The 25,100-nt window shown below is 69.7% G+C and carries 25 protein-coding genes and 2 pseudogenes; 14 read left to right on the top strand and 13 right to left on the bottom strand.

What is annotated here, in order from left to right; genetic code table 11:
• Positions 1–872: 872 nt before the first annotated feature.
• From KUTG_RS27195 to KUTG_RS27190, 3 genes are all read right to left on the bottom strand, one after another.
• On the bottom strand, positions 873–1,472 hold the full coding sequence (locus KUTG_RS27195; protein ID WP_043720714.1) for a phosphatase PAP2 family protein: 600 nt from the start codon (positions 1,470–1,472) through the stop codon (positions 873–875).
• A gap of 289 nt (positions 1,473–1,761) precedes the next feature.
• Positions 1,762–1,908: a hypothetical protein gene (locus KUTG_RS61695; RefSeq protein ID WP_198047321.1), complete on the bottom strand. Its 147-nt coding sequence runs from the start codon at positions 1,906–1,908 to the stop codon at positions 1,762–1,764.
• Between the two features lie 178 nt (positions 1,909–2,086).
• Positions 2,087–3,280 (bottom strand): AAA family ATPase, encoded by a 1,194-nt coding sequence (locus KUTG_RS27190; protein WP_043730796.1) that lies wholly within the window; start codon positions 3,278–3,280, stop codon positions 2,087–2,089.
• Positions 3,281–3,404: 124 nt separating this feature from the next.
• On the opposite strand from KUTG_RS27190, the gene KUTG_RS59005 reads away from it, so the two are divergent.
• The 3 genes and pseudogenes from KUTG_RS59005 (at position 3,405) to KUTG_RS63955 (ending at position 6,082) form a co-directional block, all read left to right on the top strand.
• The gene (locus KUTG_RS59005; RefSeq protein ID WP_063753568.1) at positions 3,405–4,229 is read left to right on the top strand and encodes a transcriptional regulator; all 825 of its coding nucleotides are present in this window, start codon (positions 3,405–3,407) and stop codon (positions 4,227–4,229) included.
• Positions 4,230–4,356: 127 nt separating this feature from the next.
• Positions 4,357–5,460 (top strand): annotated as a pseudogene (locus KUTG_RS63960) (APC family permease); the annotation flags it as partial.
• A gap of 103 nt (positions 5,461–5,563) precedes the next feature.
• Positions 5,564–6,082, top strand: a complete 519-nt coding sequence (locus KUTG_RS63955; protein WP_232241572.1) for a hypothetical protein — start codon at positions 5,564–5,566, stop codon at positions 6,080–6,082.
• On the opposite strand, the gene KUTG_RS53940 is transcribed toward KUTG_RS63955, so the two are convergent.
• Together KUTG_RS53940 and KUTG_RS27170 are read right to left on the bottom strand one after the other, a co-directional pair.
• Positions 6,079–6,726 carry a TMEM175 family protein gene (locus tag KUTG_RS53940; protein ID WP_052395473.1) on the bottom strand — a complete coding sequence of 216 codons (648 nt, stop codon included), beginning with the start codon at positions 6,724–6,726 and terminating at the stop codon, positions 6,079–6,081. The two genes, KUTG_RS63955 and KUTG_RS53940, sit on opposite strands and share 4 nt — an antisense overlap.
• An 11-nt stretch (positions 6,727–6,737) precedes the next feature.
• Positions 6,738–7,976: an acetyl-CoA C-acetyltransferase gene (locus tag KUTG_RS27170; protein WP_043720712.1), complete on the bottom strand. Its 1,239-nt coding sequence runs from the start codon at positions 7,974–7,976 to the stop codon at positions 6,738–6,740.
• A 57-nt stretch (positions 7,977–8,033) separates the two neighbouring features.
• Between KUTG_RS27170 and KUTG_RS27165 the strand changes: the two genes are divergently transcribed.
• From KUTG_RS27165 to KUTG_RS27155, 3 genes are all read left to right on the top strand, one after another.
• A complete protein-coding gene (locus KUTG_RS27165; RefSeq protein ID WP_043720710.1) occupies positions 8,034–9,335 on the top strand; it encodes a 3-oxoacyl-ACP reductase in 1,302 nt (433 codons plus the stop codon).
• A complete protein-coding gene (locus tag KUTG_RS27160) occupies positions 9,335–10,141 on the top strand; it encodes a MaoC family dehydratase (RefSeq protein ID WP_052395472.1) in 807 nt (268 codons plus the stop codon). The genes KUTG_RS27165 and KUTG_RS27160 overlap by 1 nt, the downstream gene beginning before the upstream one ends.
• Positions 10,142–10,290: 149 nt before the next feature.
• The gene (locus KUTG_RS27155) at positions 10,291–10,572 is read left to right on the top strand and encodes a hypothetical protein (protein WP_157494793.1); all 282 of its coding nucleotides are present in this window, start codon (positions 10,291–10,293) and stop codon (positions 10,570–10,572) included.
• Here KUTG_RS27155 and KUTG_RS27150 read toward each other — a convergent pair whose 3' ends face one another.
• Complete coding sequence (locus KUTG_RS27150) at positions 10,573–11,220, bottom strand: TetR/AcrR family transcriptional regulator (RefSeq protein WP_043720704.1); 648 nt, start codon at positions 11,218–11,220, stop codon at positions 10,573–10,575.
• A 75-nt stretch (positions 11,221–11,295) separates the two neighbouring features.
• Between KUTG_RS27150 and KUTG_RS27145 the strand changes: the two genes are divergently transcribed.
• Both KUTG_RS27145 and KUTG_RS27140 read left to right on the top strand, forming a co-directional pair.
• Positions 11,296–11,835 (top strand): SCP2 sterol-binding domain-containing protein, encoded by a 540-nt coding sequence (locus KUTG_RS27145; protein ID WP_043720702.1) that lies wholly within the window; start codon positions 11,296–11,298, stop codon positions 11,833–11,835.
• 13 nt (positions 11,836–11,848) lie between these two features.
• The gene (locus KUTG_RS27140; protein WP_043720700.1) at positions 11,849–13,063 is read left to right on the top strand and encodes an acyl-CoA dehydrogenase family protein; all 1,215 of its coding nucleotides are present in this window, start codon (positions 11,849–11,851) and stop codon (positions 13,061–13,063) included.
• Positions 13,064–13,179: 116 nt separating this feature from the next.
• Here KUTG_RS27140 and KUTG_RS65340 read toward each other — a convergent pair whose 3' ends face one another.
• Positions 13,180–13,308 carry a hypothetical protein gene (locus KUTG_RS65340; protein WP_255360940.1) on the bottom strand — a complete coding sequence of 43 codons (129 nt, stop codon included), beginning with the start codon at positions 13,306–13,308 and terminating at the stop codon, positions 13,180–13,182.
• Between the two features lie 200 nt (positions 13,309–13,508).
• On the opposite strand from KUTG_RS65340, the gene KUTG_RS27135 reads away from it, so the two are divergent.
• The 3 genes from KUTG_RS27135 (at position 13,509) to KUTG_RS27125 (ending at position 16,538) form a co-directional block, all read left to right on the top strand.
• The gene (locus KUTG_RS27135) at positions 13,509–13,982 is read left to right on the top strand and encodes a gluzincin family metallopeptidase (RefSeq protein ID WP_157494792.1); all 474 of its coding nucleotides are present in this window, start codon (positions 13,509–13,511) and stop codon (positions 13,980–13,982) included.
• Positions 13,983–14,163: 181 nt separating this feature from the next.
• Entirely contained in the window at positions 14,164–15,579 is a 1,416-nt protein-coding gene (locus KUTG_RS27130) for an amino acid permease (RefSeq protein ID WP_052395471.1), read from the top strand.
• 47 nt (positions 15,580–15,626) lie between these two features.
• Positions 15,627–16,538 carry a glutaminase gene (locus KUTG_RS27125; RefSeq protein WP_043730789.1) on the top strand — a complete coding sequence of 304 codons (912 nt, stop codon included), beginning with the start codon at positions 15,627–15,629 and terminating at the stop codon, positions 16,536–16,538.
• A 13-nt stretch (positions 16,539–16,551) separates the two neighbouring features.
• On the opposite strand, the gene KUTG_RS27120 is transcribed toward KUTG_RS27125, so the two are convergent.
• The 3 genes from KUTG_RS27120 to KUTG_RS27110 form a co-directional block, all read right to left on the bottom strand.
• Complete coding sequence (locus KUTG_RS27120) at positions 16,552–17,238, bottom strand: hypothetical protein (protein ID WP_043720695.1); 687 nt, start codon at positions 17,236–17,238, stop codon at positions 16,552–16,554.
• Between the two features lie 29 nt (positions 17,239–17,267).
• Positions 17,268–17,687: a pyridoxamine 5'-phosphate oxidase family protein gene (locus tag KUTG_RS27115; RefSeq protein WP_043720693.1), complete on the bottom strand. Its 420-nt coding sequence runs from the start codon at positions 17,685–17,687 to the stop codon at positions 17,268–17,270.
• Positions 17,688–17,934: 247 nt separating this feature from the next.
• Positions 17,935–18,879: a helix-turn-helix domain-containing protein gene (locus KUTG_RS27110; RefSeq protein ID WP_043730787.1), complete on the bottom strand. Its 945-nt coding sequence runs from the start codon at positions 18,877–18,879 to the stop codon at positions 17,935–17,937.
• Positions 18,880–19,081: 202 nt separating this feature from the next.
• On the opposite strand from KUTG_RS27110, the gene KUTG_RS27105 reads away from it, so the two are divergent.
• Positions 19,082–19,300: a S1 RNA-binding domain-containing protein gene (locus KUTG_RS27105; protein ID WP_043720690.1), complete on the top strand. Its 219-nt coding sequence runs from the start codon at positions 19,082–19,084 to the stop codon at positions 19,298–19,300.
• Positions 19,301–19,348: 48 nt separating this feature from the next.
• Here the strand turns inward: KUTG_RS27105 and KUTG_RS27100 are convergent, their stop codons facing one another.
• Genes KUTG_RS27100 through pdhA form a run of 3 tightly spaced genes read right to left on the bottom strand, consistent with a single transcriptional unit; the run spans position 19,349 to position 22,921 of the window.
• Positions 19,349–20,686 carry a dihydrolipoamide acetyltransferase family protein gene (locus KUTG_RS27100; RefSeq protein WP_043720688.1) on the bottom strand — a complete coding sequence of 446 codons (1,338 nt, stop codon included), beginning with the start codon at positions 20,684–20,686 and terminating at the stop codon, positions 19,349–19,351.
• A gap of 16 nt (positions 20,687–20,702) precedes the next feature.
• On the bottom strand, positions 20,703–21,725 hold the full coding sequence (locus tag KUTG_RS27095; protein WP_043720685.1) for an alpha-ketoacid dehydrogenase subunit beta: 1,023 nt from the start codon (positions 21,723–21,725) through the stop codon (positions 20,703–20,705).
• Entirely contained in the window at positions 21,725–22,921 is a 1,197-nt protein-coding gene (gene pdhA, locus KUTG_RS27090; RefSeq protein WP_052395470.1) for a pyruvate dehydrogenase (acetyl-transferring) E1 component subunit alpha, read from the bottom strand. The genes KUTG_RS27095 and pdhA overlap by 1 nt, the downstream gene beginning before the upstream one ends.
• 405 nt (positions 22,922–23,326) lie before the next feature.
• On the opposite strand from pdhA, the gene KUTG_RS27085 reads away from it, so the two are divergent.
• Together KUTG_RS27085 and KUTG_RS27080 are read left to right on the top strand one after the other, a co-directional pair.
• The gene (locus KUTG_RS27085; protein WP_043720680.1) at positions 23,327–23,617 is read left to right on the top strand and encodes a hypothetical protein; all 291 of its coding nucleotides are present in this window, start codon (positions 23,327–23,329) and stop codon (positions 23,615–23,617) included.
• A gap of 1 nt (position 23,618) precedes the next feature.
• A pseudogene (locus KUTG_RS27080) lies at positions 23,619–25,047 on the top strand (M20/M25/M40 family metallo-hydrolase).
• Positions 25,048–25,100: the final 53 nt, after the last annotated feature.

Here is a 25,100-nt window from a genome sequence, read left to right as displayed (position 1 = left end):
CCAAGGCGTCTCCAAATCGGGCCCCTGGCGCTCCGGCCCAAGATCCATCCGCGCAGGTCAGGACGGTGTGGGCGCCCCCTGCACCCCCCTAAAACAACCCCGGAACGGCGCGGCTATGACGGGGGTCACAGCGGCTCATCGGAGTGCGGCGAACACCGATCCACCGACAACAACGCCCAGAAGCGTTCCGACAAGAACCTGCTTCACCGTGTGGTCGCGCAGCTCCACCCGTGACCAACAGACGATGGCCACCGCGACGAAGGAAGCCAGCCACCCGAGTCCGAGCGACAACACCGCGATGCAAGCACGCCGCCAGCGTTCGTCCTGAGCCCAGGATCAAACTCTCCAATAAGGTTTTGTTTGATCGAGACTAGTACAAACTGGCATCAATCCAGTTTTAACCATCTCAAAGGAACCCACTAAGGGGTTTATTCATTCAAGTACTGGCTATTACAGTACGCTGTTGAGTTCTCAAAGAACACACGCACACCGTCACTTGGCTCATTCAGGCCGCGCTCAGGGGCTGCAGTTAATGTCACTGCGGTGTTTCCGTTTGCTTGTGTTTGAAGCTTATCCGGTCCGGATTCTCCCTGTCAAATCGGCTTGTTCTTGCCGATTTGCTGGGGTTCGTCCCGGCGTCACTGACTCTACCAGACTTTCTCAGTGGCTTTGTCGGTGACCCGCTGGCGTCCGTTTCCGTCCTGCCCTGCGGTACGTGGAGAACATTAGCAGCCGATCCAAGGCGTCTCCAAATCGGGCCCCTGGCGCTCCGGCCCAAGATCCATCCGCGCAGGTCAGGACGGTGTGGGCGCCCCCTGCACCCCCCTAAAACAACCCCGGAACGGCGCGGCTATGACGGGGGTCACAGCGGCTCATCGGAGTGCGGCGAACACCGATCCACCGACAACAACGCCCAGAAGCGTTCCGACAAGAACCTGCTTCACCGTGTGGTCGCGCAGCTCCACCCGTGACCAACAGACGATGGCCACCGCGACGAAGGAAGCCAGCCACCCGAGTCCGAGCGACAACACCGCGATGCTGGCGGCGCCGCTGGCCACGGCCGCGTGCGCGGAGACCTTCCACCAGTGCGTGATGGCCATCGTGACCAAGAGGGAGGCGAACATGGAGGCGACGAGGGCCAGCATTTCCCGCGGGGCGCCGACGAGCGCCAGCACGGCCAGGCCGACAAGCACGGAGCCGAGGCCGATGAGCAGCGGGATGCGGCGTTGCTCGCGCACGCCTACGTGGTGATCGGTCAGCCGGCCACGGCGAACGCCGATGAGGATCGCGCCGAACGGCAGGACGCTGGCGAACATCGCGGTCAGCAGGCCCCAGAGCAGACCGGCGCCGATGGTGGCGCCGGCGTGCAGGCCGACCAGGAAGCAGATCGCCACGACCACCACCGCGGGGGCGAACGCCTCGGTGGCGGCGCGGGCGGCCAGTCGGCGGAACGAACGAGTCTCGGCAGTCACTCGCCGAGTATGGGAAACCCCGCAGTGCTGCCAGGTCGGGGGTCCGACAGCACTGCGGGGTCATTCGGCTCATCGCTTCCGTCACGGAGCGCGTTACAGCGAACCGGCGGTGTGACCTGGGTCACGTTAGGGTGAACCGTTCATCGCCCGGTGCGGAGGAGTCGCATCGGGAAGTGATGCCGGTCGGCGCGGCCCTGCATCCCGCGCCGACCGGCGCTGGCTCGCAGCTGGGAGGGCACGCCCGGGTCGAAGCGGGCGCGGCTGCGGTGGCCGGTCTGGAGGAGTCGGGTCAGCGCAGGCCCTGCATGTGCGCCTGGGCGAGCAGCATCAGCTCGTGGCGCATGGCGGGCGTGGCAGCAGCGTCGATCGCCTTGCTCACGGCCTTGCGAGTACGAGTCTCGGCACGGCGGGCGCGGATCTTCGCGGCGATGTTCATGGGGTTTGCATCCCTCTCAAGGTCTGTCTTCTGGTGCGGTAGTACCAGTATGCACCCGCGCGACCTCGTAAACCACAACTTTGTCCGGTGAGGTGCGGCACACGCCGACGAATCATCGGCAGCTACCCCACCGTCACCCCGAGTTCATCCGGCGATCTGCCCCGGTACGCCGAACGAGCTACTCCTCCCGACCGAGCAGGAACCGCCCGAAGTGGGGCACGGTGAACGCGATCCGCCCGCGCTCGGCCGAGTAGACGAGCCCCTTCTTGATCAGGTTGTCCCGCGCCGGCGACAGCGAGGAGGGCTTCTTCCCCAGGTAGACGGCCACATCCGTGGTGCCCACCGGCTCGTCGCGGCCCTCGGTCAGGTCGGCCATCGCGCGCAGGTACTCGCGCTCGGCCGGGGTGGCGCGCTCGTACCGTGACCCGAAGAACCCGACCGCCAGCTCGGTCTCGGCCTCGGGTGCGGCCATCGCCACGTCCTCCGGGGTGATCGGATCCGCCGGCGCCGCGTCCCAGGCCGCCTTCGCGTACGCCTGCACGAAGTAGGGATAGCCGCTCGACGCGTCGAACAGCGCGTCCAGGGCGTGCGCGCTGATCTCCGCGCCCTCACGGGCCACCGGCGCGAGCACCGCGCGGTCGGCGTCCTCCCGGTCGAGCTGCCCGATCAGCACGTACCGGAACAGCCGCTCGGAGTAGGACTTGCTGGCCGACAGCAGCGCGGGCAGGTGCGGCAGGCCGGCGCCGACCACCACCAGGGGCGCGCCGGACTGGGACAGCTCGTGGCAGGCGGCGCACAGCGCGGAGATGTCGTCCGGCTGCACGTCCTGCATCTCGTCGATGAGCAGCGCCACCCCGGTGCCCACGTCCTTGGCCAGCTCGGCGACGTCGGTGAACAGCTCGACCAGGTCGATCTCGATGTCCCCGGAGTCGGCGCGCCCCTGCGCGGCCGGCACGTCGATGCCCGGCTGCCAGCGTTCCCGCAGCTTCGCGCCGTGCGGGTTGGCACGCAGCGCGAACGCCTTGAGCACACCGAGCACCGCCTCCACCCGTTCGGGGTCGCGGTGGCGCACGGCGAGGTCGCGGATCGCGCGGTGCAGCGCGGCGGACAGCGGCCGGCGCAGCTCGGCGTCCGGCCGGGCCTCGATCTTGCCGGCGCCCCAGCCGCGCTTGACGGCCATCGAGCGCAGCTCGCCCAGCAGCACCGTCTTGCCGACGCCGCGCAGGCCGGTGAGCACGAGGCTGCGTTCGGGACGGCCGCGGGCGACCCGTTCGAGCACCACGTCGAAGGCCGCGAGCTCGCGGTCCCGGCCGGCCAGCTCGGGCGGACGTTGCCCGGCCCCGGGGGCGAACGGGTTGCGCACCGGATCCATCATCGGACCGTATCGGCGTGTCTAGTGCTGGCTCAATACACCGGAAGACGCCACTAGCGGTTGCGGACTGCACAGTACTTGCGCTTTGATAAGTGCGAACGAAGCGACAAGTCGAGGGGACAGGATGGACGCCCACCCGGCGCAGCGGCTCGACGACGTGGTCCACCAGCGGGTGCGCCTGGGCATTCTGACCGTGCTCAGCAGCGAGCCCCGGGTGGCCTTCACGGTGCTGCGCGACCTGCTCGGTCAGCCGGACAGCGGCCTGAGCCGGCATCTTCGGGTGCTGGAGGACGCGCGCCTGGTGGCCACCGACAAGGTGATCGAGGACCGCAAGCCGCGGACCTGGATCTCGATCACCGAGGCCGGCCGGGCGGCGTTGCGCGGGGAGCTGGCCGCGCTGCGCTCGATGATGACCGCCATCGAGACCGGCGGCGCGGACCCGCTGGCCTTCGCCGCGTTGCTGGCCGACGAGCCGAGGGAGCGCGACCGGGAGCGGGCCGACCTGGTGATCAGCGAGGTGCCCGAGGGCTTCCGGCTGAGCCGGGAGTCCGCGGTGGACAGCAACTACCAGCTGGTGTCCATGCCGGCCGCGGAGTGGGGCAGCCACCACAGCCAGGCGCTGACCTTCCGCAGCCACGGCCTGCTCGGCGGCCACTTCCGCAGCTTCACGTCGCCGACCGCGAACGCGCACGTGATGCTGGTGGAGCTGGGCAACGCCGAGGGCACGATCGCCATCCTGAGCGCGCTCGCGCCGTCCAACTTCCGGATCGACGGCATGGATCCGCACCGCGGCTTCCTGCTGGACCGGGAGGTCGGCGGCAAGGTGGGGATCTGCTGGCTGGCGGTGGCCCGCTACCTGGTGTGCGTGTCGATGACCGGGGACGAGGAGGTGATCCGGGAGTTGCTGCCCCAACTGGCCGCCGGGCAGCGGGCCAAGCTCACACGTTAGGAACGCGTCAAAACCGCTGTACGGCAAGCGAAAGCAGTCGCACAGTGCGGTCGTGACGACAACTGCGACCCGGCCGCCTCGATTAGCCGGCGACGATCAGAGGCACCGGCTGACCGCCGTGACCGGGATGGCCGGTCTCGGGCTCGACGCCATCGCCTCGGTGGCCTACGGGCCGGAGGCGATCGTGCTGGTGCTGGCCGCGGGCGGTTCCGCCGGTCTCGGTTGGACGCTGCCGGTGACGGTGGCGATCGTGGTGCTGCTGGGCGTGCTGATCGCCTGCTACCGCCAGGTCATCCAGGCTTTTCCGGACGGCGGCGGCGCCTACACGGTGGCCACCAGGTACCTGGGCCGTCGCGCCGGTCTGGTCGCGGGCGCGTCGCTGGTCGTCGACTACGTGCTCAACGTCGCCGTGTCGGTCGCGGCCGGCGTGGCCGCGCTGACGTCAGCGTTTCCGACCCTGCTGCCGTGGACGACCGAGCTGTGCGTGCTGGTGCTGCTGGTCGTCACGGGCGTGAACCTGCGCGGCATCGTGGTCGGCGCCAAGGCGTTCGCGTTGCCGGCGGCCGTGTTCGTCGTCTCGGTGCTGGTGGTGATCGTGGTCGGGCTGTTCCGGCCGGAGGTCACCGCGCCGGCGTCGCAGTCGACGACGGTCGGCGGGGTGGGTGTGTTGCTGGTGCTGGCCGCGTTCGGCAACGGCTGTTCGGCGCTGACCGGTGTGGAAGCCATCGCCAACGCCACGCCGTCGTTCCGTACGCCGCGGCGCCGTCGGGCCCGGCGCGCGGAGGCCGGGCTGGGCCTGGTGCTGGGCGTGCTGCTGATCGGGCTGGCCGCGCTGATCCAGCGGGCCGACGTGCGTCCCGAGGCGGGCCGCACGATCCTGTCGCTGGTCACCGAGGGCTCGGTCGGCGACGGCTGGCTGTACGTGGTGATCCAGCTGTCCACGGTGCTGCTGCTGGCGTTGGCCGCCAACACGTCGTTCGGCGGCCTGCCGGTGCTGGCCGCGAAGCTGGCGCGCGACGACTACCTGCCGCACGTGTTCGGGCTGCGGGCCGACCGGCTCGTGCACCGGCACGGCGTGCTGGTGTTGGCCGTGCTGTCCGGCGCGCTGCTGGTCGGCGCCGAGGGCCGGGTCGACGTGCTGGTGCCGCTGTTCGCCATCGGCGTTTTTGTCGGCTTCGCGTTGGCTCAGATCGGCATGGTCCGGCACTGGCGGGCCGAGCGCGGTCGGGGATGGGTGCCGAAGGCCGTGCTGAACGGGTTCGGCGCGGCGCTGACGATCGCCGCGCTGATCGACGTCACCGCGTCCCAAGTTCCTGGAGGGCGCCTGGCTGATCGTGCTGGTGATCCCGATCTTCGTGCTGCTGTTCAGCGGGGTTCGCCGGGCCTACGGCCGGATCGGCCGGGACATCGGCGTCGGCACGCTGCCGGCGCGGCCGCGGCGGACCGCCTCGGTCGTGGTGGTGCCGGTCGTCGCGATCACCAAGCTGACCGCGGAGTGCCTGTCGACCGCCTTGTCCATGGGCGACCGGGTGGTGGCCGTGCACGTGTCGTTCGACGACGAGCAGGAGAAGGCCCGGCGGTTCCAGGCCGACTGGCAGGAGTGGCGGCCCGAGGTGCCGCTCGTGCTGCTGGACTCGGAGCACCGCCTGCTCGGGCCGCCGATCGCCCGCTACGTGAAGTCGCTGACCGGCGAGCACGTGGTGGTGCTGATCGGCGAGATCGAGCCGGCCGCGCTGTGGGAACGCATGCTGCGCAACCGGCGTGGGGCGGTGGTGGCCCGGTGCGTCGGGCGCAACACCGCGGCCGTCGTGTGCCGGCTGCGCTTCCGTCTGGGCTTCTCTACCGTTGTCTAGTGCTGAGGCAATACTTGCTTAGATTGATTGAGACGGCGCGAGACGAGCACCAGCGGCACCAGCAGCCACCAGGCGTAGTTGGCCTGCCCGGGATGGCCGGAGACCGCGACGACGGCCCACACCACGAAGACGAAGCTGGCCGTGATCGGCTGGAGGTACCAGCCGAAACGCGGGAAGCGACCGGGCTTCGGGGTGAGGTCGCCGTTGCGCTGGGACACCGCGATGATCAGCGTCTGGACCGCGAACACCGCGACCACGTTGGCGGCGTAGACGGCGTAGGACACCGCCTCGTCGCCGTGCTTGGCCAGTAGCGAGGACGGGAACGGCAGCAGCGCCACCAAGGCCAGCAGCACCATGTTCAGCGACATGATCCGCGCGTGCCGCACCCGCAGCTCGCGGAACAGCCGATGGTGGGCCAGCCACAGCACCCCGATCACCAGATAGCTGATCAGGTAGCCGGCGATGGCCGGTTCCAGGCCGGACAGCGCTCGCAGGAAGTCCGCGCCGTGAACCTCGTCGGGAATCCTGATGTCCAGCACCAACAGCGTCAGCGCGATGGCGAACACGCCGTCCGAGAGCGCGAGCACGCGCCCCAGGTCGACCTCGCCGCCGGCATCTCTCTCATCCTCGTCGCCCTCGGTCACGGGGCAAGAAGCTAGGGCTTCTCCAGGATCGCGGTGACGCCTTGGCCGCCGGCGGCACAGATCGAGACCAGACCGCGACCGGAACCCCGCTCGTTCAACAGTTTCGCCAGCGTGGCCACGATTCGCCCGCCGGTCGCGGCGAACGGGTGGCCCGCGGCGAGCGAGGAGCCGTTGACGTTGAGCTTGGCCCGGTCGATGTCGCCGACGCCGTTGCGGCGCCAGGCCGCCAACGTGGCCAGCACCTGGGACGCGAACGCCTCGTGGATCTCGTAGAAGTCGAAGTCGGCCAGCGTGAGGCCGGCGCGCTCCAGCATCTTCGGCACCGCGTAGACCGGGGCCGTGAGCAGGCCGTCGTCGCCGTGCACGTAGTCGACCGCGCCGGTCTCGGTCCAGGTCAGGTAGGCCAGCACCGGAATCCGGTGCTGCTTGGCCCATTCCTCGCTGGCCAGCAGGACGACCGACGCGCCGTCGGTGAGCGGCGTCGAGTTGCCGGCGGTCATCGTGTCGCCGAAGGCCGGCTTGAGCCTGGCCAGCTTCTCCACGCTGGTGTCGGCGCGGAGGTTCTGGTCCCGGGTGAGGCCGAGGTAGGGCGTGACCAGGTCGTCGAAGAAGCCACGCTCATAGGCCGCGGCGAGGTTGCGGTGGCTGGCGGCCGCGAGTTCGTCCTGGTCCTCGCGGGCGATGCCCCATTCCTTGGCGGTGATCGCCGCGTGCTCGCCCATGGACATGCCGGTGCGGGGTTCGGCGTTGCGCGGGATGTTCGGCACCACGTGCGTCGGGCGCAGCTTGGTCGCCGCGCGCAGCCGTGCGCCGAACGACTTGGCCCGGTTGAACTCCAGCAACACCTGGCGCAGGCCCTCGTTCACGCCGATCGGGGCGTCGCTGGTGGTGTCGACGCCGCCGGCGATGGCCGAGTCGATCTGGCCCAGCGCGATCTTGTTGGCCGCGGCGATGATCGCCTGCAGGCCCGTGCCACAGGCCTGCTGGAGGTCGTAAGCGGGTGTTTGCGCCGACAGTCGGCTGCCGAGAACGGCTTCCCTGGCTAGGTTGAAATCGCGGCTGTGTTTGAGCACCGCGCCCGCGACCACTTCACCGACCCGTTCGCCCTGCAGCCCGAACCGGCTGACCAGGCCGTCCAGCGCGGCGGTCAGCATGTCCTGGTTGGACGCCATGGCGTACGGGCCGTTGGACCTGGCGAACGGGATGCGGTTGCCGCCGAGCACGGCCACGCGCTGAACGGTCGGGGTCATGCCTCGACAATAACCTACTTACGAGTAGACTTACCAGCGAGTAGGGAGGCGTCTCGTATGTCAGATCCGTACCTCCGGTTCGCCCAGTCCGGCTTCGGGCGGTTCGTCACCGGTCGACTAGGCCTGCCTCGGCCCGCCCACCTGCGGCGGCACCGACCGGGGCAGCCCGCGCTGGCGGGTCCGGTGCTGACCGGCGGCTCCGGCCGGCTCGACGCCGTGCTCAAGGCGCACGCCACCGGCGGGGACGCGCCGTACGGGGGACTGGTGTTCGACGCCACCGGCATCGACAGCCCCGAACAGCTGCGGGCGCTGCACTCCTTCTTCAATCCGGTGATCCGGCAGCTCGCGCCGTGCGGACGGGTCGTGGTGCTCGGCACCCCGCCCGAGGAGCTCACCAGCGTGCCGGCCGTTGTCGCGCAACGGGCGTTGGAGGGTTTTGTCCGCTCCGCCGCCAAGGAGCTCCGCGCCGGCAGCACCGCCCAGCTCGTCTACGTGTCCGAGGGCGCCGAGCCCAACGTCGAGTCCACGCTGCGTTTCCTGCTCAGCGCCAAGTCCGCCTACGTGTCCGGGCAGGTCATCCGGGTCGGCGCCGCCGAGGTCGTCGAGCCCCTGGACTGGGAGCACCCGCTCGCCGACCGGGTCGCCCTCGTCACCGGCGCCTCACGGGGCATCGGCGCCGCCATCGCCGAGGTGCTCGCCCGTGACGGCGCGCATGTCGTGTGCCTCGACATCGCCGCCCAGGGCAGCGAGCTGTCCGAGGTCGCCAACCGGGTCGGCGGCTCCGCCGTGCAGATGGACATCACCTCGCCCGACGCCCCCGCCCGGTTGGTCGAGTACTTCCAGCTGCGGCACGAGGGCGTGGACATCGTCGTGCACAACGCCGGCATCACGCGGGACAAGACCCTGGCCCGGATGACCGAATCCCAGTGGGATGCCGTGCTTTCCGTCAACCTCGCCAGCCAGCTCCGCGTCAACGACGGGTTGTTGAAGGCCGGCGCGCTGCGCCGCAACGGCCGCATCGTCGGCGTGTCCTCCATCGCCGGCATCGCCGGCAATGTCGGGCAGACCAACTACGCCACCAGCAAGGCCGGCGTCATCGGCATGGTCCGATCCCTCGCCCCCGAACTGGCCAGCCGGGACAGCACCATCAACGCCGTCGCCCCCGGTTTCATCGAGACCAAGATGACCGCCGCCGTGCCGCTGTTCATCCGGCAGGCCGGGCGGCTGATGAACAGCATGTCCCAGGGCGGCCTGCCCGTCGACGTCGCGGAAACCATTGCCTGGTACGCCAATCCCGCCTCGTCCGGCGTCAACGGCAACATCGTCCGGGTGTGCGGGCAGAGCCTGCTGGGGGCCTGATGTACCTGCGCGCCGCGCTCACCAGCTTCCGTCGGGGCGGCTCCTGCCTGCCCTCCGACGTCCTTTCCGTCTCGGACATGGCCGTGTCGCTGGAGCATTTGTCCGCGTACAACCGTGTTTGCGGCTTCGGCTTACGCTCCCAGCTGCCCGCCACCTATCCGCACGTGTTGGCCTTCCCCTTGCAGATGCGGCTCATGACCTCGCGCGGCTTTCCCTTCCCCCTGCCCGGTCTCGTGCACGTGGGCAACCGCATCTCCTTGGCCCGCCCCCTTTCCCTCGACGAGCGCTTCGACCTCCACGTCCGGGCCGTCGACCTCCGGCCGCACGAACGGGGCCAGCAGTTCGACATCGTCAGCGAGCTGTCCGTCGACTCCGCCGTCGTGTGGACCGACGTCAGCACCTACCTCCGCCGTTCCGGCTCCGGCTCCGCCGGCTCTGGTTCGTCGGCGGTGCCCGAGCCCTCCGCCGTCTGGTCCGTGCCCTCCTCCGTCGGCCGCCAGTACGCCTCCGTCTCCGGCGACCGCAACCCCATCCACCTCAACCCCTTGGCCGCCCGCCTCTTCGGCTTCCGCCGCGCCATCGCCCACGGCATGTGGACCAAGGCCCGCAGCCTGGCCGCCCTGGAGGAACGCCTGCCTTCGGCCTACACCGTGGATGTCCGCTTCAAGCTGCCCGTCTTGTTGCCGGCCAAGGTCGGCTTCAGCGCCACGTCCGTCGGCGACGGCTGGGAGTTCGCCGTCCACGACACCCGCACCGGCCGCCCCCACCTGTCGGGCACCGTCGGGGCATTCGTCCCGACCTCGTGAACTACCAACAACCCAGCTGGCGAGCAGATTCGGTTCGGGATGCCGATGAGGTTGTGCGATGGCGGCCGACGATCGCTGTCGAGCTGGGGAGGACATGGGCCGGGCCGACCGACGACGGGCGGTGGGCGGTCGGGGAGCCGGGCGTTTACGTGCTGACGACGGATTCACGGGCCGGGGCCGTGGCGCTGATGCCGCTGCTGGAACGGCCGATGGCGGACGTGAAGGAAGAGCTGGGCGGCCTGGCGGGAGTCGAGCGGATGCTGGAGGCGGCCTTCGAGACCAGCCCGTACTGGACGGCGAGGGCCATTGCGTGGCTGGAGGCAGGGTTCCCGGCGGGCGCGTATCGCGAAGCGCTGGAGCAAGCGGCGGAGGACAAGTACGTTGCCCAAGGCGCCCGCCACGCGGCCAAGCGCATCCTGGCCGGATGGTGACTACTTAGGCGGTTGCCACATCTGGCCGTCGACGAGGTTGCCGAAGCCCATCCAGACGAGGTTCATGAGGCGGGCGGCGACGGCGCCGGCGGATTCCTCGGGGTGGTCGAGCCACCAGTCGGCGAGAGACTCGCCGGCGCCGACGAGGGCGGCGGCCATGGCGTCGGCGTGGAGGGTGGCGGCGTCGCTGTCGGAGGTGTTGAGCAGGAGGGCGGCGACGAGGCTGATGGCGCGGCGGCGCATGTCGAGCAGCTCCTGGGCGAAGGGGCCACCCTGGGCGCTGGCCTGGCGGTGCAGGACGCGCCAGCTGTCGCGGTACTCGCCGACGAAGCCGAAGAATGCCCGCAGGCCGTGCCAGAGCTGCACGTCGGGACGGTCGCCGGCCTCGCTGACGCCGGCTGCGATGGCCTCCATGAGGCGGGTGGCCTCGCGCCGGATGCAGGCGGCGAAGAGGTCCTCCTTGGAACCCAGGTAGGCGTAGACCATGGGCTTGGAGATGTCGGCGACCTCGGAGATCTCGTCCATCGACGCGGCGTGGTAGCCGCGCTGGGAGAAGACCTCGACGGCGGCGTCGAGGATCTGCCGCTCACGCACTTCGCGTGGCAGCCGCTTGGCCCTCACTCGGCCGGCCGCGTCATTCGTCCGCATCCGATGCAGGCTAGCTTGCCGAGGTACCTACTACACAGTAGGCTTACTGGCCAGTAGGTACGTGGAGGTGGGGTTATGGCCGACATCGAGCAGTTGGCAGCGATCGACCCGAAGAAACTCAGCAAGGACGAGTTCGTCACGCTGCTGTCCTCCTTCACCGAGGCGGCACAGGACGGCGTCCAGCTCGACCTGAGCACGATGCCGCCGCAGGACTTCGCGCGCATCATCTCCAGGGCGTCCAAGGAGCAGATCGAGGCCGTGATGGCCGTGCCGGCGCTGCGCGGGCCGATCCTGGACGAGGTGTTCCACCGCATGGAGGTGCACTTCCGCACGGAGCGGGCCGGCTCGACGCGGGCGGTGGTGCACTTCCGCCTGACCAACGGCGACGACTTCGACCGGTACCAGGTGCACATCGACGACGGCGCCTGCAAGATCACCAAGGATGGCCAGGACGAGCCGCGGGCCACGGTGACGCTGCCGCCACTGGAGTTCCTCAAGCTGGCCACCGGCAACGCGTCGGCCCCCGTGCTGTTCATGACCGGGAAGCTGAAGGTCAAGGGCGACCTCGGTTTCGCGGCCGGCTTCATGAGCCTGTTCGACATCCCCAAGGCGTGAGAGGAAACTCCCGATGGCCGGCTTCTCCCTCGAACTCAACGAGGACCAGCGCGACCTGCGTGACTGGGTGCACGGCTTCGCCAAGGACGTGATCCGCCCGGCCGCCCCCGAGTGGGACGAGCGCGAAGAGACCCCGTGGCCGGTCATCCAGGAGGCCGCCAAGATCGGCCTGTACGGATTCGAGTCGCTGGCCACCTGGTTCGCCGACCCGATCGGACTGTCCCTGCCCATCGCCACCGAGGAGCTGTTCTGGGGTGACGCCGGCATCGCGCTGGCGATCATGGGCACCGGCCTGGCGGTGGCCGGCATCTTCGCCTCCGGCGAGCCCGAGCAGCTGGCCGAGTGGGTTCCGGAGTGCTTCGGCGACGAGAACGACCCGAAGGTGGCGGCCTTCTGCGCCTCGGAGCCACAGGCCGGCTCGGACGTCAGCGGCTACCGCACGCGGGCCCGCTACGACGAGGCCACCGACGAGTGGGTGATCAACGGCCAGAAGGCGTGGGCCACCAACGGCGGGATCGCCAATGTGCACGTGGTGACCGCCGTGGTCGACCCCGCGCTGGGCGCGCGCGGCCAGGCCGGGTTCATCGTGCCGCCGGGAACCCCGGGCGTGGCCAGCACCCGCAAGATCAAGAAGCACGGCCTGCGCGCGTCGCACACCGCCGACGTCTTCTTCGACGAGGTGCGGGTGCCCGGCCGCTGCATCCTGGGCGGCAAGGAGCGGGTCGAGGCCCGGCTGGCGCGGGCCCGCGAGGGCAAGAAGGCCGGCGGCCAGGCCGCGATGGCGACGTTCGAGACCACCCGCCCGACCGTCGGCGCGATGGCCGTCGGCGTGGCCCGCGCCGCCTACGAGTACTCGCTGGAGTACGCCAAGGACCGCGAGGCCTTCGGCCGCAAGATCATCGAGAACCAGTCCATCGCCTTCGACCTGGCCAACATGCGCATGGAGATCGACGCCGCCCGCATGCTGGTGTGGCGGGCCGCCTGGATGGGCCGCAACAACGTGCCGTTCGAGGCGGGCGAGGGCTCCATGTCCAAGCTCAAGGCCAGCGAGGTCGCCGTCTGGTCCACCGAGCGCGCGATCCAGATCCTCGGCGGCGCCGGCTACACCCGTGAGCACCCGGTGGAGCGCATGCACCGCGACGCCAAGATCTTCACCATTTTCGAGGGCACGAGCGAGATCCAGCGCCTGGTGATCTCCCGCGCCATCTCGGGGATCCACATCCCCTGACGAGCTCGGACGGCGAGGGGGCGCCCACCCGGGCGCCCCCTCGCCGTGTGAGACGGGAAAGACATGGCGGCGGTGAGGTTGGCCTCATAAGGAAAGTCCTATGACGTGAGCTACGACTACCGGCCGGGCGTGACGACGATGGACTCGTCGGTGACGGTCGACGGCCGGGCGGCGAAGTTCCTTACGGAGCAAGAGAAGCCGATCGTCGACTCCAACGTCCACAAGGGAGCGACGTTCGCGGTCAAGGTGGACTACGTGGCCGACCGCAGCCTGAACCCGCCGCCGCCGGGGACCACTGTGCCGCCGGGCGTGGTGTGGCCGTTCCAGTACTGGCTGCCGCTGCGCAGTTTTGTGTCGGCGGCGCAGCCGAGCGCGGTCGCGGATGCGGCAAGGCGAACCCCGGATCAGGTGGATCAGCGAGGGCCACGCCCGCTACTACGAGAGGGTGTACGCGGCCGACCACGGCTTCGAAAACCTCGACACGAAAATGAAGGAGCTGTATGGGATCGACGCCAAGAGGCGGACCGATTCGGGACCGCCGGGGCACCTGAAGATACCGATCGGCGTGCTGTTCGACACCGACAATCCGGGTGCCCTGATGCCCTACGGCCTGCGCCAGCCGGTAGGCGAGGAGACCTTCCGCGACATCGAGCGGACCTTCTTCACCAGCTTCACCGGGCGCTCGGCCACCACGCAGGACTACATCGACGTGGCCAACCGGGTGTCCGGCCGCGACCTCACCGGCTACGTCAGGGCCTGGGTGTACGGGGACACCACGCCGCCGATGCCGGCCGCCCGGACTGGGTGTCGAATACGAACTGAATCGATTTCATCTTCTCGGGGCGACGTGACGGGCAGCGAAAGCTGCCCGTTTTCGCTACTCGCGAGACAACCGAGAATTAAGGTTTTCCTAGGGTGAGAAGCGGTGTGATGTGCGACACGTCAAGGCTATATCAAACGTGATGGAACGGCGTCGGAGATCGTCACTACAGTCCCACCAATCATCGGGTGGGTAAGTCGGCCCACCCAGGTCGAGTTCTCCAGCGCCGGAGCCGGGGGCGGTTCCGACGCCTTTCGCAGTACCGAAGGGAAACCGTTCCGTGGATTCTTCCCACGGCGGCGAGGGCTACGCGAAGACCCTCGGCAACCGCCAGGTTCAGATGATCGCAATGGGTGGCGCCATCGGCGTCGGCCTCTTTCTCGGCGCCGGTGGCCGCCTGCACGCCGCCGGCCCCGGCCTGATCCTGTCCTACGCCCTGTGCGGCGCCGCCGCCTTTTTTGTCATGCGGGCCCTGGGTGAGCTGGTGCTCTACCGGCCGTCCTCGGGCAGCTTCATCACGTATGCCCGCGAGTTCATCGGGCCGTGGGCCGGCTTCGCCGCCGGCTGGATGTACTGGCTGAACTGGGCCATGGCCGGCATCGCGGAGATCACCGCGGTCGGCGTCTACGTGCACCGGTGGCTGCCGAACCTGCCGCAGTGGATCACCGCCCTGATCGCGCTCGGCGCGCTGCTGGCCGTGAACCTGGCGTCGGTGAAGCTGTTCGGCGAGCTGGAGTTCTGGTTCTCGGTCATCAAGGTCACCGCGATCATCGCGTTCCTGCTGGTCGGCATCGGCCTGGTCATCAGCGCGACCAGTGTCGGCGGCCACCCGGCCGGCCCGGCCAACCTGGTGGCCGACGGCGGCAGCTTCTTCCCGCACGGCTTCGGCATCACGCTGATCGTCATGCAGGCCGTGGTCTTCGCCTACGCCGGCGTCGAGCTGGTCGGCATCGCCGCGGGCGAAGCCAAGGATCCGGCCAAGGTCATGCCCAAGGCGATCAACGGCGTGCTCTGGCGGATCGGCGTCTTCTACGTGGGTTCGGTGCTGCTGCTGGCCATGCTGCTGCCGAGTTCGGTGTACGCCAACGGTGTGAGCCCGTTCGTCACGGTGTTCACCAACCTGGGCGTGCCGTGGGTGGCCGACGTGATGAACGCGATCGTGCTGACCGCGGCCCTGTCCTCCTGCAACTCCGGGCTGTACTCCACCGGCCGCGTGCTGCGTTCCCTGGCCGACCGCAAGGAGGCCCCGGCCTTCGCCGGCAAGATGAGCCGCAACCACGTGCCCTACGGCGGTGTCCTGTTCACCTCGGTCGTCTACGTCGGTGGCGTGGTGCTGAACTACTTCGTGCCGTCGGAGGCGTTCGACATCGTGGCGGCGATCTCGTCGCTGGGCGTGGTGACGGTGTGGGCGATGGTGCTGATAGCGCAGATGCAGATGCGCAAGAAGGCGCTGCGCGGCGAACTGGTCCGGCCGAGCTACCGAATGCCGGGCGCACCGGTGACGAACTGGATCGCGCTGGCCTTCCTCGGCCTGATCGTCGTGATGATGGGCTTCGCCGGCGGGGCCGAGCAGATCGCCTTCTACGCGATCCCCGGCATCATCGGCGTGCTCGGCCTGGGCTGGTGGCTGGTCAGCCGCCGCCGGCCCGAGCCGGCGCCGGTGCTCGAACCGGTCCTGGTCGACATCGCCCGATAGCGTTGACGCTGGTCGGGGCGATCCGCCCCGACCAGCACAATGGTGACGTGAACTACCAGCAGCTGATCGACGACGCCGTCGAGGCGGCCCGCACGCGTCTCGGGCATGGGCGAGTCGCGGACTACATTCCGGCGTTGGCGTGCGCCGATCCGAACGCGGTCGGCATGGCGTTGGCAACGGTCGACGGCGAGGTGTTCCAGGCCGGCGACGCGCAGGCGCCGTTCTCGATCCAGAGCATCTCGAAGCTGTTCACGCTCGCGCTGGTGCTGGCCGAGGGCGGCGACGCGCTGTGGCGGCGGGTGGGCCGCGAACCGTCCGGCAATCCGTTCAACTCGTTGGTGCAGCTGGAAACCGAGCACGGTATCCCGCGCAACCCGTTCATCAACGCCGGCGCGATCGTGGTGACGGACCGGCTGCTCGACCTGACCGGCGACGCGGCCGAGCGAGTGCGGCAGTTCCTCCGGGCCGAGTCCGAAAACCCTGCGCTGGCAACGAATGTCTCGATCGCCGCGTCGGAAGCCGAGCACGGGCACCGCAATGCGGCGCTGGCCCACTTCATCGCCAGTCACGGCAACCTCGACAACGACGTGGAAACCGTGCTGGCGCAGTACTACGAGCACTGCGCGATCGAGGCCAGCTGCCGTGATCTCGCGCTGGCCGGCCGTTTCCTGGCCCGGCATGGAGTTCGGGCCGACGGCGAACGCCTGTTGTCCCGCAGCGAGGCCAAGCAGATCAACGCCGTCATGTTGACGTGTGGCACCTACGACGCGGCCGGCGAGTTCGCCTACCGGGTGGGGCTGCCGGGCAAGAGCGGCGTCGGCGGCGGGGTGCTGGCGATCATCCCCGGCCGGGGCGCGGTCTGTGCCTGGAGCCCGGCCCTGGACTCCGCCGGCAACTCGGTGGCGGCCGTCGCCGCGTTGGACGCTTTCACCACGGCCAGCGGCCTTTCGGTCTTCTAGCACTGCCGGTGTTCTAGTCGTGGTCGGGCTTGGCCGGCGGCTGGTAGGTGTCGGTCGGCGGCAGGTTGACCGGGACCTCGAAGCCCATCGGCGGTGTGTCGACGTCGACCTGGTAGGCGATCGCCTCGTCCACCGGCGGCGTCGCGACCGGAACCGGACCGGCGTCCGGCGTCAGGCCGAGCAGCAGCACGGAGCCGAGCGCGCCCACCAGCGCCGCGGCGACGAGCAGCCACAGGCCCGCGCCCGCGGAGTAGTTGAAGGTGGTGGCGCCGGAGTTCGTGTCGATCGAGTCGACCAGGTTGGTGACAGCGAGCCAGATGTAGCCGGCGATCATGGCCGTCGCCGCCACCGCGAACATCCGGACCCTGGTCAGGCGGCGCGCCAGGTCGCGGCCTCGCAGCAGCTGGTTGGCCGCCACGATCGCCAGCACCCCAGCCACGATGATCGGCACGCCGAAGTAGTTGGTGCGGCTCGTCTCGCCGAACGGCAGGCCGTAGGTGGGGTAGTTGGTGATCCACGACGTCACCGCGAAGGTGTGGTCGAACGAGGACAGCCCGAGCGACACCGTCACGTTCAGGTCGAACAGGCTGGCAAAGGTCCCGCCGATCGCCAGCAGGCCGGCCAGCAGCAGCACCACACCCGCCACCACCCGTCGGGTCGGCAGTCGGACCACCGGGACGGACGGCGTCGGTTCGCTCATGTCACCGATTCTGCACGAACTCGGGGCACTCAGTAGCGCCGGATTCGCTCGGTTCCCCGCCCCGGCCGCCACACCTGGATCAGTAGGTGCTCGCGGTCGTCGCCGATCCCCGTGAACACGGCTTGGCGCAGGTCGAAACGAAACGAGTGATGTTCCTCGACGCTCGGATCCGCAACCGCGATGCCGGACAGTTTGGCGTCCCCATCGGGACCGGGACAGGAATGCAGCGCGAACCTGCCGTCCCGCAGCAGATCCCGCGCCTTCATCGCGCCGAGCATCGAGCCGATGGTCAACTCCGCGCCGTCGAACGCGACCTCCGTGCCGCTGACTCGCGGCGAACCGTCTCGGCGCACGGTGGCGAGCACGTGACTCACCTGTGCCGTCAACACCCGACGCACCTCGGCCGCCAAGTTCGGGGCTTCCCGTTCGAACTGCCGCCACGTCGCCATGGCGCCGACTCTGCCAGCCACCCCTGACAAATCCGATCGCCGTTTGAGCGGCCGTCGCACTCCATCCCCCACCGCTCCCGGGGTGGCGTGCCCTGGGACATCGTACCGCGGCGGGGTTGAGGGTGATCTTGAAACTGAGGTGCCTGTGGATAAGTCGGGGGTCGCGAACAACCGGGAATTGGCTGGTCAGCGTAGGTGCGACGTGCCGCCGACCCGCGCTCGCAGGGTCGGCGGCAAGTCGTTCCGGCTATCCCCGGGCCGCCCGGGTGGCGGCGGTGAGCCAGTCCCGGGCCGGCTTGGGACTGGGGTACGCGGGCCAGCCGTTGATCGTGCCGAGCAGGTTCCAGTACCGCTCGGCCCGGTCGTCGCCGAAGGTGTCGTTGAGCTTGATGAGCCACTCGTCGAAGTCGGCGTCGCCCTCGCGGCCGAGCTCACGGGCGACGGCGGCGTTCATCTCCAGCACGATGCGACGGCCGGCGTCGGACTCCGGCTGCTCGCCGGCGGCCATGGCGTCGGCGACCTTGGTCAGGGCCTGCTCCATGGCGGTGTTCCAGGCGTTGGACAAGGGGTTCGCGGTGCCCTCGGAGACCATCCGGGCGTTCTCGACGGCCATGGTGCGGATCTTGGCGCGGAAGCTGGGATCGCGGACCAGCTCGACCAGCTCGATCCACGCCTCGACCTGCTCGGGCGTCGGGTCGTCGGGCAGCTCGGCGCGGACCTTGCGCATCCAGGCCGCGTTCTCCGTCGCGGGCAGGCCGGCGTCGACCTCGGCCCAGAAGTCGTCGAGGATCGCCTGCCGCTCCTCCTCAGTCATGCGGGCGAGTTCGTGCACCATCTCCAGCTCCTTCGGGCTCGACCCGCGCTTGGCCACCGCGCGCAACACGGACCGTCGCAGCCGCAACGTCCTGATCTGGACGTCGAGAGCTTCGGCGTGCTCCGCGGCCAACTCCGGAATGCTCACCTCGCGGGAGAGCACCCGGTTCACCGTCGGCAGGTCGACACCGAGCTCACGCAGCGTGCGAACGAACTTCAGCCGTGTCAGCGCATGGATGTCGTACATCCGGTAGCCGGCGTGGGTGCGTTCGGTCGGGGGCAGCAGACCGGAGTCGGAGTAGAAGCGGATGGTCCGCACGGACAGGCCGGTCAGCCTGGCCAGTTCCCCGATTCCGTAGAGGTCGTCGTCCCCGTTCACGCCCACAACGGTGAAGTCTCCACCTACTGGAGGGTCAACGCATTTACGGCTAGGCTCGTCGTCGTGACTGCCGGGTCGGCCTTGAGCCATCAGCGGATCGGGTTCCCGGCCGCGGTGTGACCGCCTCGCGGGCCCGCGGCCCGCCTCCACACGCAGCTGAGTCCACACAGGACACGCGCGGTGGAGAGGAGGTGAGTGGCGAATGTCCGAGAACTGGAACGAGTTCCTGGCCGGCCACACGGTCGGCGACGTGGTCGACGGCACGGTGAGCAGGGTGTTGCCGTTCGGCGCTTTCGTGCGGGTGGACGGCTTCGACGGCCTGCTGCCGCAGGTCAAGACCGTGAGCGACGGTGAGCGGGTGCGGGTGCGCATCCTGGCCATCGACGACGCCGGGCAGCGGTTCAGCCTGGAAACGGCTTAACAGAAGGGGGCCGGCAGGGGCGGCCGTATTCCGCCCCTGCCGGTGTCCTCAGTAGGTGATCGCCACGGACGGGTCGGCCAGCAGCGCGCCGACATCGGCCAGGTACTGCGAGCCCTGCTGTCCGTCAACCACGCGGTGGTCGAAGCTCAGCGCCAGCTGGCACACCTTGCGCGGCACGACCTGGCCGTTCACCACCCACGGCATGTCGCGGATGGCGCCGAAGGCCAGGATCGCCGACTCGCCGGGGTTGATGATCGGCGTGCCGGTGTCGACGCCGAACACGCCGACATTGGTGATGGTGATGGTGCCGTTCATCATGTCCGCGGGCGTGGTCTTGCCGTCCCGGGCGGTCACGGTGAGCTGCTCCAACGCCTCGGCCAGGCCCCGCAACGACAGCTGATCGGCGTCACGGACCTTGGGCACGACCAGGCCCCGCGGCGTGGCGGCCGCGACCCCGAGGTGCACGTAGTCCTTGTAGACGATCTCGTTGGCGGCCTCGTCCCACGTCGCGTTCACGTCCGGCGTGCGGCGCGCCGCGAGGCACATCGCCTTGGCGGCGAACACGAGCGGGGTGAGCTTGACGCCACGGAACTCCGGGCTGTCCTTGAGCTTGGCCCGCAGCTCCATCATCGGCGTCACGTCGATGGTCAGGAACTCCGTGACGTGCGGGGCCTTGAAGGCGCTGTCGACCATGGCCTGCGCGGTCGCCTTGCGCACGCCCTTGACCGGCACGCGGCGCTCGCCCCGGCTGGCGGCAACGGCAACCGGAGCAGCCGCCGGCGCGACGGCCTGCTCCACGTCCTCACGGGTGATCACGCCACCCGGGCCGCTGCCGGCCAGCGCGGCCAGATCGATGCCCAGGTCCTTGGCCAGCTTGCGAACCGGCGGCTTGGCCAGCGGCACGTAACCGCCGGCGGTCTCCGGCTCGGGCGCGATGACGGGCGGCGTCGGAACGACCGGAGGCGTCGGAACGACCGTGACCGGCGCGACCGCCGCGGACACGGCGGCCGACGCGGGCACGGCCGCCGGGGCACCGACCCGGGCCCGGCGCTTGGCGGTGACCGCCTTGACGCCGTAGCCGACGAGGTTGGGCACCCGCTCCGGCTCGACCGAGCCGTTGACCGGCGCCGCCTCCCCGTTCGGATCGGTGTCGATCACGATGATCGGCGTGCCGACGTCGACGGTCTTGCCCGCCTCGACCAGCAGCTCCGAGACCACGCCCGCGAACGGGCACGGCAGCTCGACCGCGGCCTTGGCCGTCTCGATCTCCACGATGATCTGGTTGACGGTGACCGTGTCGCCCGGCTGGACGTGCCAGGTGAGGATCTCCGCCTCGACCAGCCCCTCGCCGACGTCGGGCAGGGGGAAGTGCTTGAACTGCGGCATGGCTGCGAGATCCCCCTTACCAGGCGAGCGAGCGGTCGACGGCGGCCAGCACCCGGTCCAGGTCGGGCAGGAAGTTCTCCTCCAACTTGGCCGGCGGGTACGGGGTGTCGAAGCCGGTCACCCGCAGCACGGGCGCCTCCAGCGAGTAGAAGCACTCCTGCTGGACCTTGGCCGCGATCTCGCCGGTGATGGACGCCTCGCTCGGGGCCTCGCTGACCACGATCAGCCGGCCGGTGCGCCGCACCGACTCGTAGACCGGGCCGAGGTCGAGCGGGGACAGCGAGCGCAGGTCGATGACCTCGAGGTCGAGGCCGTCCTCCGTGCCGGCGGTCGCCGCGTCCATGCTGGTGCGGACCATCGGACCGTAGGTGGCGATGGTCGCCGTCGAACCCTTGCGCAGCACCCGCGAGGTGAACAGCGGCTGCGGGGCCACGGACAGGTCGAGTTCGGCCTTCTCGTGGTAGCGGCGCTTGGGCTCGAAGAACAGCACCGGGTCGTCGCACTCGATGGCCTGGCGCAGCATCCAGTACGCGTCGACCGGGTTGGAGCAGGCCACCACCTTCAGGCCCGCGGTGTGGGCGAAGTACGACTCCGGCGACTCGGAGTGGTGCTCCACGGCGCCGATGCCGCCGCCGAAGGGCACCCGCACGACGATCGGCAGCTTGATCCGGCCCTGGGTCCGGTAGTGCAGCTTGGCCAGCTGGCTGACGATCTGGTCGAAGCCCGGGAAGATGAAGCCGTCGAACTGGATCTCGCAGATCGGCCGGTAGCCGCGGATGGCCAGGCCGATCGCGGTGCCGATGATGCCGGACTCGGACAGCGGCGTGTCCAGCACGCGCTGCTCGCCGAAGTCCTTCTGCAGTCCGTCGGTGACGCGGAAGACGCCGCCGAGCTTGCCCACGTCCTCGCCCATGACGATGACCTTGGGGTCGCGCTCCATCTCGGTGCGCAGGGCCTGGTTGAGGCCCTTGATCATGGTGATCGTCTGCGGCGCGGCCGACTGCTTGTCGGTCGAGCGGTCCATGGTCGGCGCGGCCATCAGTGCTCACCTCCGGCGAACCCGGCGAGGTAGTTCTCGTACTCGTCCCGCTGCGCCTCAAGGGTCGCGCTGGACTCGGCGTAGACGTTGTCGAACATCCGGCCCGGCGGGGGCTCCGGCAAGTTGACGCAGTGCTCGCGCAGCACCGCCGCCAACTCGTCGGCCTCGGCCTGGACGGCATCGAAGAAGTCGTGGTCGGCGAAGCCGTTGCGGCTCAGGTGCACCTTGACCCGTTCGATCGGGTCCTTGAGCTTCCACTCCTCCAGCTCGGTGGACAGCCGGTAGCGGCTGGCGTCGTCCGAGGTGGTGTGCGAGTCCATGCGGTAGGTGAAGGCCTCGATCAGCACCGGGCCATTGCCGTGCCGGCACTCGTCCATGGCCCAGCGGGCGACGGCCAGCGTGGCCAGCACGTCGTTGCCGTCCACCCGGATGCCGGGGAAGCCGTAGCCGCGGGCCCGCTGGTACAGCGGGAGCCGGCTCTGGCGCTCGGTCGGCTCGGAGATGGCCCACTGGTTGTTCTGGCAGAAGAACACCAGCGGCGCGTCGTAGACCGAGGCCCACACGAAGGCCTCGTGCACATCACCCTGGCTGGTCGCGCCGTCACCGAAGAAGACCATGGTGGCCTCCCCGTTGTCGTCGCCGACCTTGCCGTCGAAACGCTGGCCCATGGCGTAGCCGGCCGCGTTCAGGCACTGGTTGCCGATGACGATCGTGTAGGGGTGGAAACGCGTCTCCACAGGGTCCCACGCGCCGTGGTCGACGCCGCGGAACATGCCCACGATGTCCTTGGGGTGGATGCCCCGGCACCAGGCGACGCCGTGCTCGCGATAGCTGGGGAAAGCCATGTCGGTCGGCCGCAGGGCACGGCCGGCGCCGATCTGCGCGGCCTCCTGGCCCAGCAGCGGCACCCACAGGCCCAGCTGACCCTGGCGCTGCAGCGCGTTCGCCTCACGGTCGGCCCGGCGGACCAGGACCATGTCCCGGTACAGGCCGCGCAGCTCCTCGGGCGTGATGTCGATGTGGAAGTCCGGGTGGTCGACCCGTTCACCCTCCGGGGTGAGCAACTGGACCAGCTCCGGGCCGCCTTCGCTGGTGGCCCGCAAACCCGCGATCACCTGCTCCGCCGTTGGCCGGGCCGCGGTGGCGGCTGGGGCTCCCGACGGCTGCGGTTGCGTCCATCGTTCTGGGGACGACATTGCGCCTTCTCCTCGTCTACGACGCCGACCGGCCGCTTGTGGCGGACCGGATCCGGCTTCGTCGCCGGCCACCGCCGACCCGGTGGGGTGAAACGGTGGTCCGTCGACACTGACGGAACTCCCTTCCATCCTGACACGGGCTCACTCGAACCGGTGAGCGTCACCACACCAAAGTCAACCAAGCGTGACCACCTACACCACTGTGAACTGCGGAAACACCTGACTCACCCAGGCTAACCGGCACGGCTGCCGCAGTACCCGGCGACACCGGCCCAGTACTCGTCGCACACCGTGTCCAGCGGGGTTCGCTATAGTGATCTTGGGGGATTCGTCGGGACCTGGGGAGGCAGCCGGCGAGTGCGAGGGGTGCAACCCACGCAGCCAGACCTGCCGAAGGGCCCGCCAATGCCGATCATCACCAAACTCACGCGCCGCATCGACGGCAGTGAGTACCCGTTCCAGAAGCGCGACTTCCCGACCACGCTCATCTCGGCCGTCACCGAGTGCGGCTGCACGCTGGGCGAGCACAGCTTCACCACGATCGCGGTGACGCAGACCGACTCGGCCACGCTGGAGCGCCGCAAGTGCGTGTGCTCGGGCTGCCACGAGTGCGAGACCTACGAGGTGCGGGTCATGCCGCACGCGCCGAGCACCGGCCGCCGCCACTCCGAACCGCTCGGCCGTTCCGCCTCCTAGTATCGGCCGGGTGGAGCCAACAGCACTGTTCAACACCGTCACCGCACTGTGGGACGACTCCGTCCTGCCCAGCCTGTCCGAGTTCGTCGCGATCCCCGCCGTGTCGCCCGCGTTCGACCCGGACTGGGCCGCCAACGGCCACCTCGCCGCGGGTGTCGCGCACGTCAGGGCCTGGATCGCCGACCGCGGTCTGCCCGGCGCCGAGCTCGAGATCGTCCAGCTGCCCGGGCGCACCCCGCTGCTGCTGGTCGACATCCCCGCCACGCCCGGCCACGAGGACGCCGGCACCGCCCTGCTCTACGGACACCTGGACAAGCAGCCGCCCGTCGGCGGCTGGGCCGACGGCCTCGACGCGTGGACGCCCGTGATCCGGGACGGCCGGTTGTACGGGCGGGGCGCCGCCGATGACGGTTATGCCGGCTACGCCGCGATCGCCGCCATCGAGGCCCTGCGGGCCAACGGCGGCGCGCACGGCCGCTGCGTGATCATGCTGGAGGCCTGCGAGGAGTCCGGCAGCCCCGACCTGGAGCCGTACGTCCGGCACCTCGCCGACCGTCTGGGCCGGGTGTCGCTGGTGGTGTGCCTCGACTCCGGCTCCGCCGACTACGAGCGCATGTGGCTGACCACCACGCTGCGGGGCATGGTCCAGGTGACCGTCACCGTCAAGGTGCTGAACTCCGGGCAGCACTCCGGCATGGTCAGCGGCATCGTGCCCAGCTCGTTCCGGGTGATGCGGCAGCTGCTCGACCGCATCGAGGACTCCGCCACCGGCCACATCAAGATCGCCGAGATGCACGTGGACGTGCCCGCCGGGCGGCAGGACGAGATCCGGGAGAGCGTCGCCACCGCCCCCGGCTTCGCCCGCGCCGGCATCCCCTTCGCCGACGGCGTCGCGCCGGTCACCGGCGACGAGGTCGAGCAGGTCCTCAACAACACCTGGGGCCCCACCCTGTCGATCATCGGCGCCGACGGGCTGCCCCTGCCCGCCGACGCCGGCAACGTGCTGCGGCCCTTCACCACCCTCGTCCTCAGCTTCCGGCTGCCGCCCACCGCCGACTCGGCCGCCGCCCTGGAGGCCGTCACCAAGGCGCTCACCGCCGACGTGCCCTACGGCGCCCACGTGGAGCTCACCCGGACTGAGCACGCTGACGGCTGGAACGCCCCCGAGCTCGCGCCGTGGCTGCGTGCCGCGCTGGACAGCGCCGGCCAGGAGGTCTTCGGCGGCCCGTGGCGCACCCTCGGCGTCGGCGGTTCCATCCCGTTCATGGGGTTGCTCAACGGCATCTACCCGGACGCCCAGTTCCTCGCCACCGGCGCGCTCGGCCCGGGGCAGCAACGCCCACGTGCCGGACGAGTCGCTGCACATCGACTACGCCAAGAAGATCACCGTGGCCATCGCCAAGGTGCTCGACGCCCACGCCCAACACTGACCTCCGGGCTACTGGCCGCCGTCCGGCCTCAGTGTCGGACGGCGGCCACGCCG

Origin of the sequence: Kutzneria sp. 744, assembly GCF_000568255.1 — a bacterium.
Taxonomy (GTDB): domain Bacteria; phylum Actinomycetota; class Actinomycetes; order Mycobacteriales; family Pseudonocardiaceae; genus Kutzneria.
This window is presented reverse-complemented; position numbering and strand designations above follow the sequence as displayed.

Coding starts and splice junctions, on each gene's coding strand:
- KUTG_RS61695 (WP_198047321.1), bottom strand. CDS start 1,908: ATGAACATCGCCGCGAAGATCCGCGCCCGCCGTGCCGAGACTCGTACT.
- KUTG_RS27190 (WP_043730796.1), bottom strand. CDS start 3,280: ATGGATCCGGTGCGCAACCCGTTCGCCCCCGGGGCCGGGCAACGTCCG.
- KUTG_RS59005 (WP_063753568.1), top strand. CDS start 3,405: ATGGACGCCCACCCGGCGCAGCGGCTCGACGACGTGGTCCACCAGCGG.
- KUTG_RS27170 (WP_043720712.1), bottom strand. CDS start 7,976: ATGACCCCGACCGTTCAGCGCGTGGCCGTGCTCGGCGGCAACCGCATC.
- KUTG_RS27165 (WP_043720710.1), top strand. CDS start 8,034: ATGTCAGATCCGTACCTCCGGTTCGCCCAGTCCGGCTTCGGGCGGTTC.
- KUTG_RS27160 (WP_052395472.1), top strand. CDS start 9,335: ATGTACCTGCGCGCCGCGCTCACCAGCTTCCGTCGGGGCGGCTCCTGC.
- KUTG_RS27150 (WP_043720704.1), bottom strand. CDS start 11,220: ATGCGGACGAATGACGCGGCCGGCCGAGTGAGGGCCAAGCGGCTGCCA.
- KUTG_RS27145 (WP_043720702.1), top strand. CDS start 11,296: ATGGCCGACATCGAGCAGTTGGCAGCGATCGACCCGAAGAAACTCAGC.
- KUTG_RS27140 (WP_043720700.1), top strand. CDS start 11,849: ATGGCCGGCTTCTCCCTCGAACTCAACGAGGACCAGCGCGACCTGCGT.
- KUTG_RS27120 (WP_043720695.1), bottom strand. CDS start 17,238: ATGAGCGAACCGACGCCGTCCGTCCCGGTGGTCCGACTGCCGACCCGA.
- KUTG_RS27115 (WP_043720693.1), bottom strand. CDS start 17,687: ATGGCGACGTGGCGGCAGTTCGAACGGGAAGCCCCGAACTTGGCGGCC.
- KUTG_RS27105 (WP_043720690.1), top strand. CDS start 19,082: ATGTCCGAGAACTGGAACGAGTTCCTGGCCGGCCACACGGTCGGCGAC.
- KUTG_RS27100 (WP_043720688.1), bottom strand. CDS start 20,686: ATGCCGCAGTTCAAGCACTTCCCCCTGCCCGACGTCGGCGAGGGGCTG.
- KUTG_RS27095 (WP_043720685.1), bottom strand. CDS start 21,725: ATGGCCGCGCCGACCATGGACCGCTCGACCGACAAGCAGTCGGCCGCG.
- pdhA (WP_052395470.1), bottom strand. CDS start 22,921: ATGTCGTCCCCAGAACGATGGACGCAACCGCAGCCGTCGGGAGCCCCA.
- KUTG_RS27085 (WP_043720680.1), top strand. CDS start 23,327: ATGCCGATCATCACCAAACTCACGCGCCGCATCGACGGCAGTGAGTAC.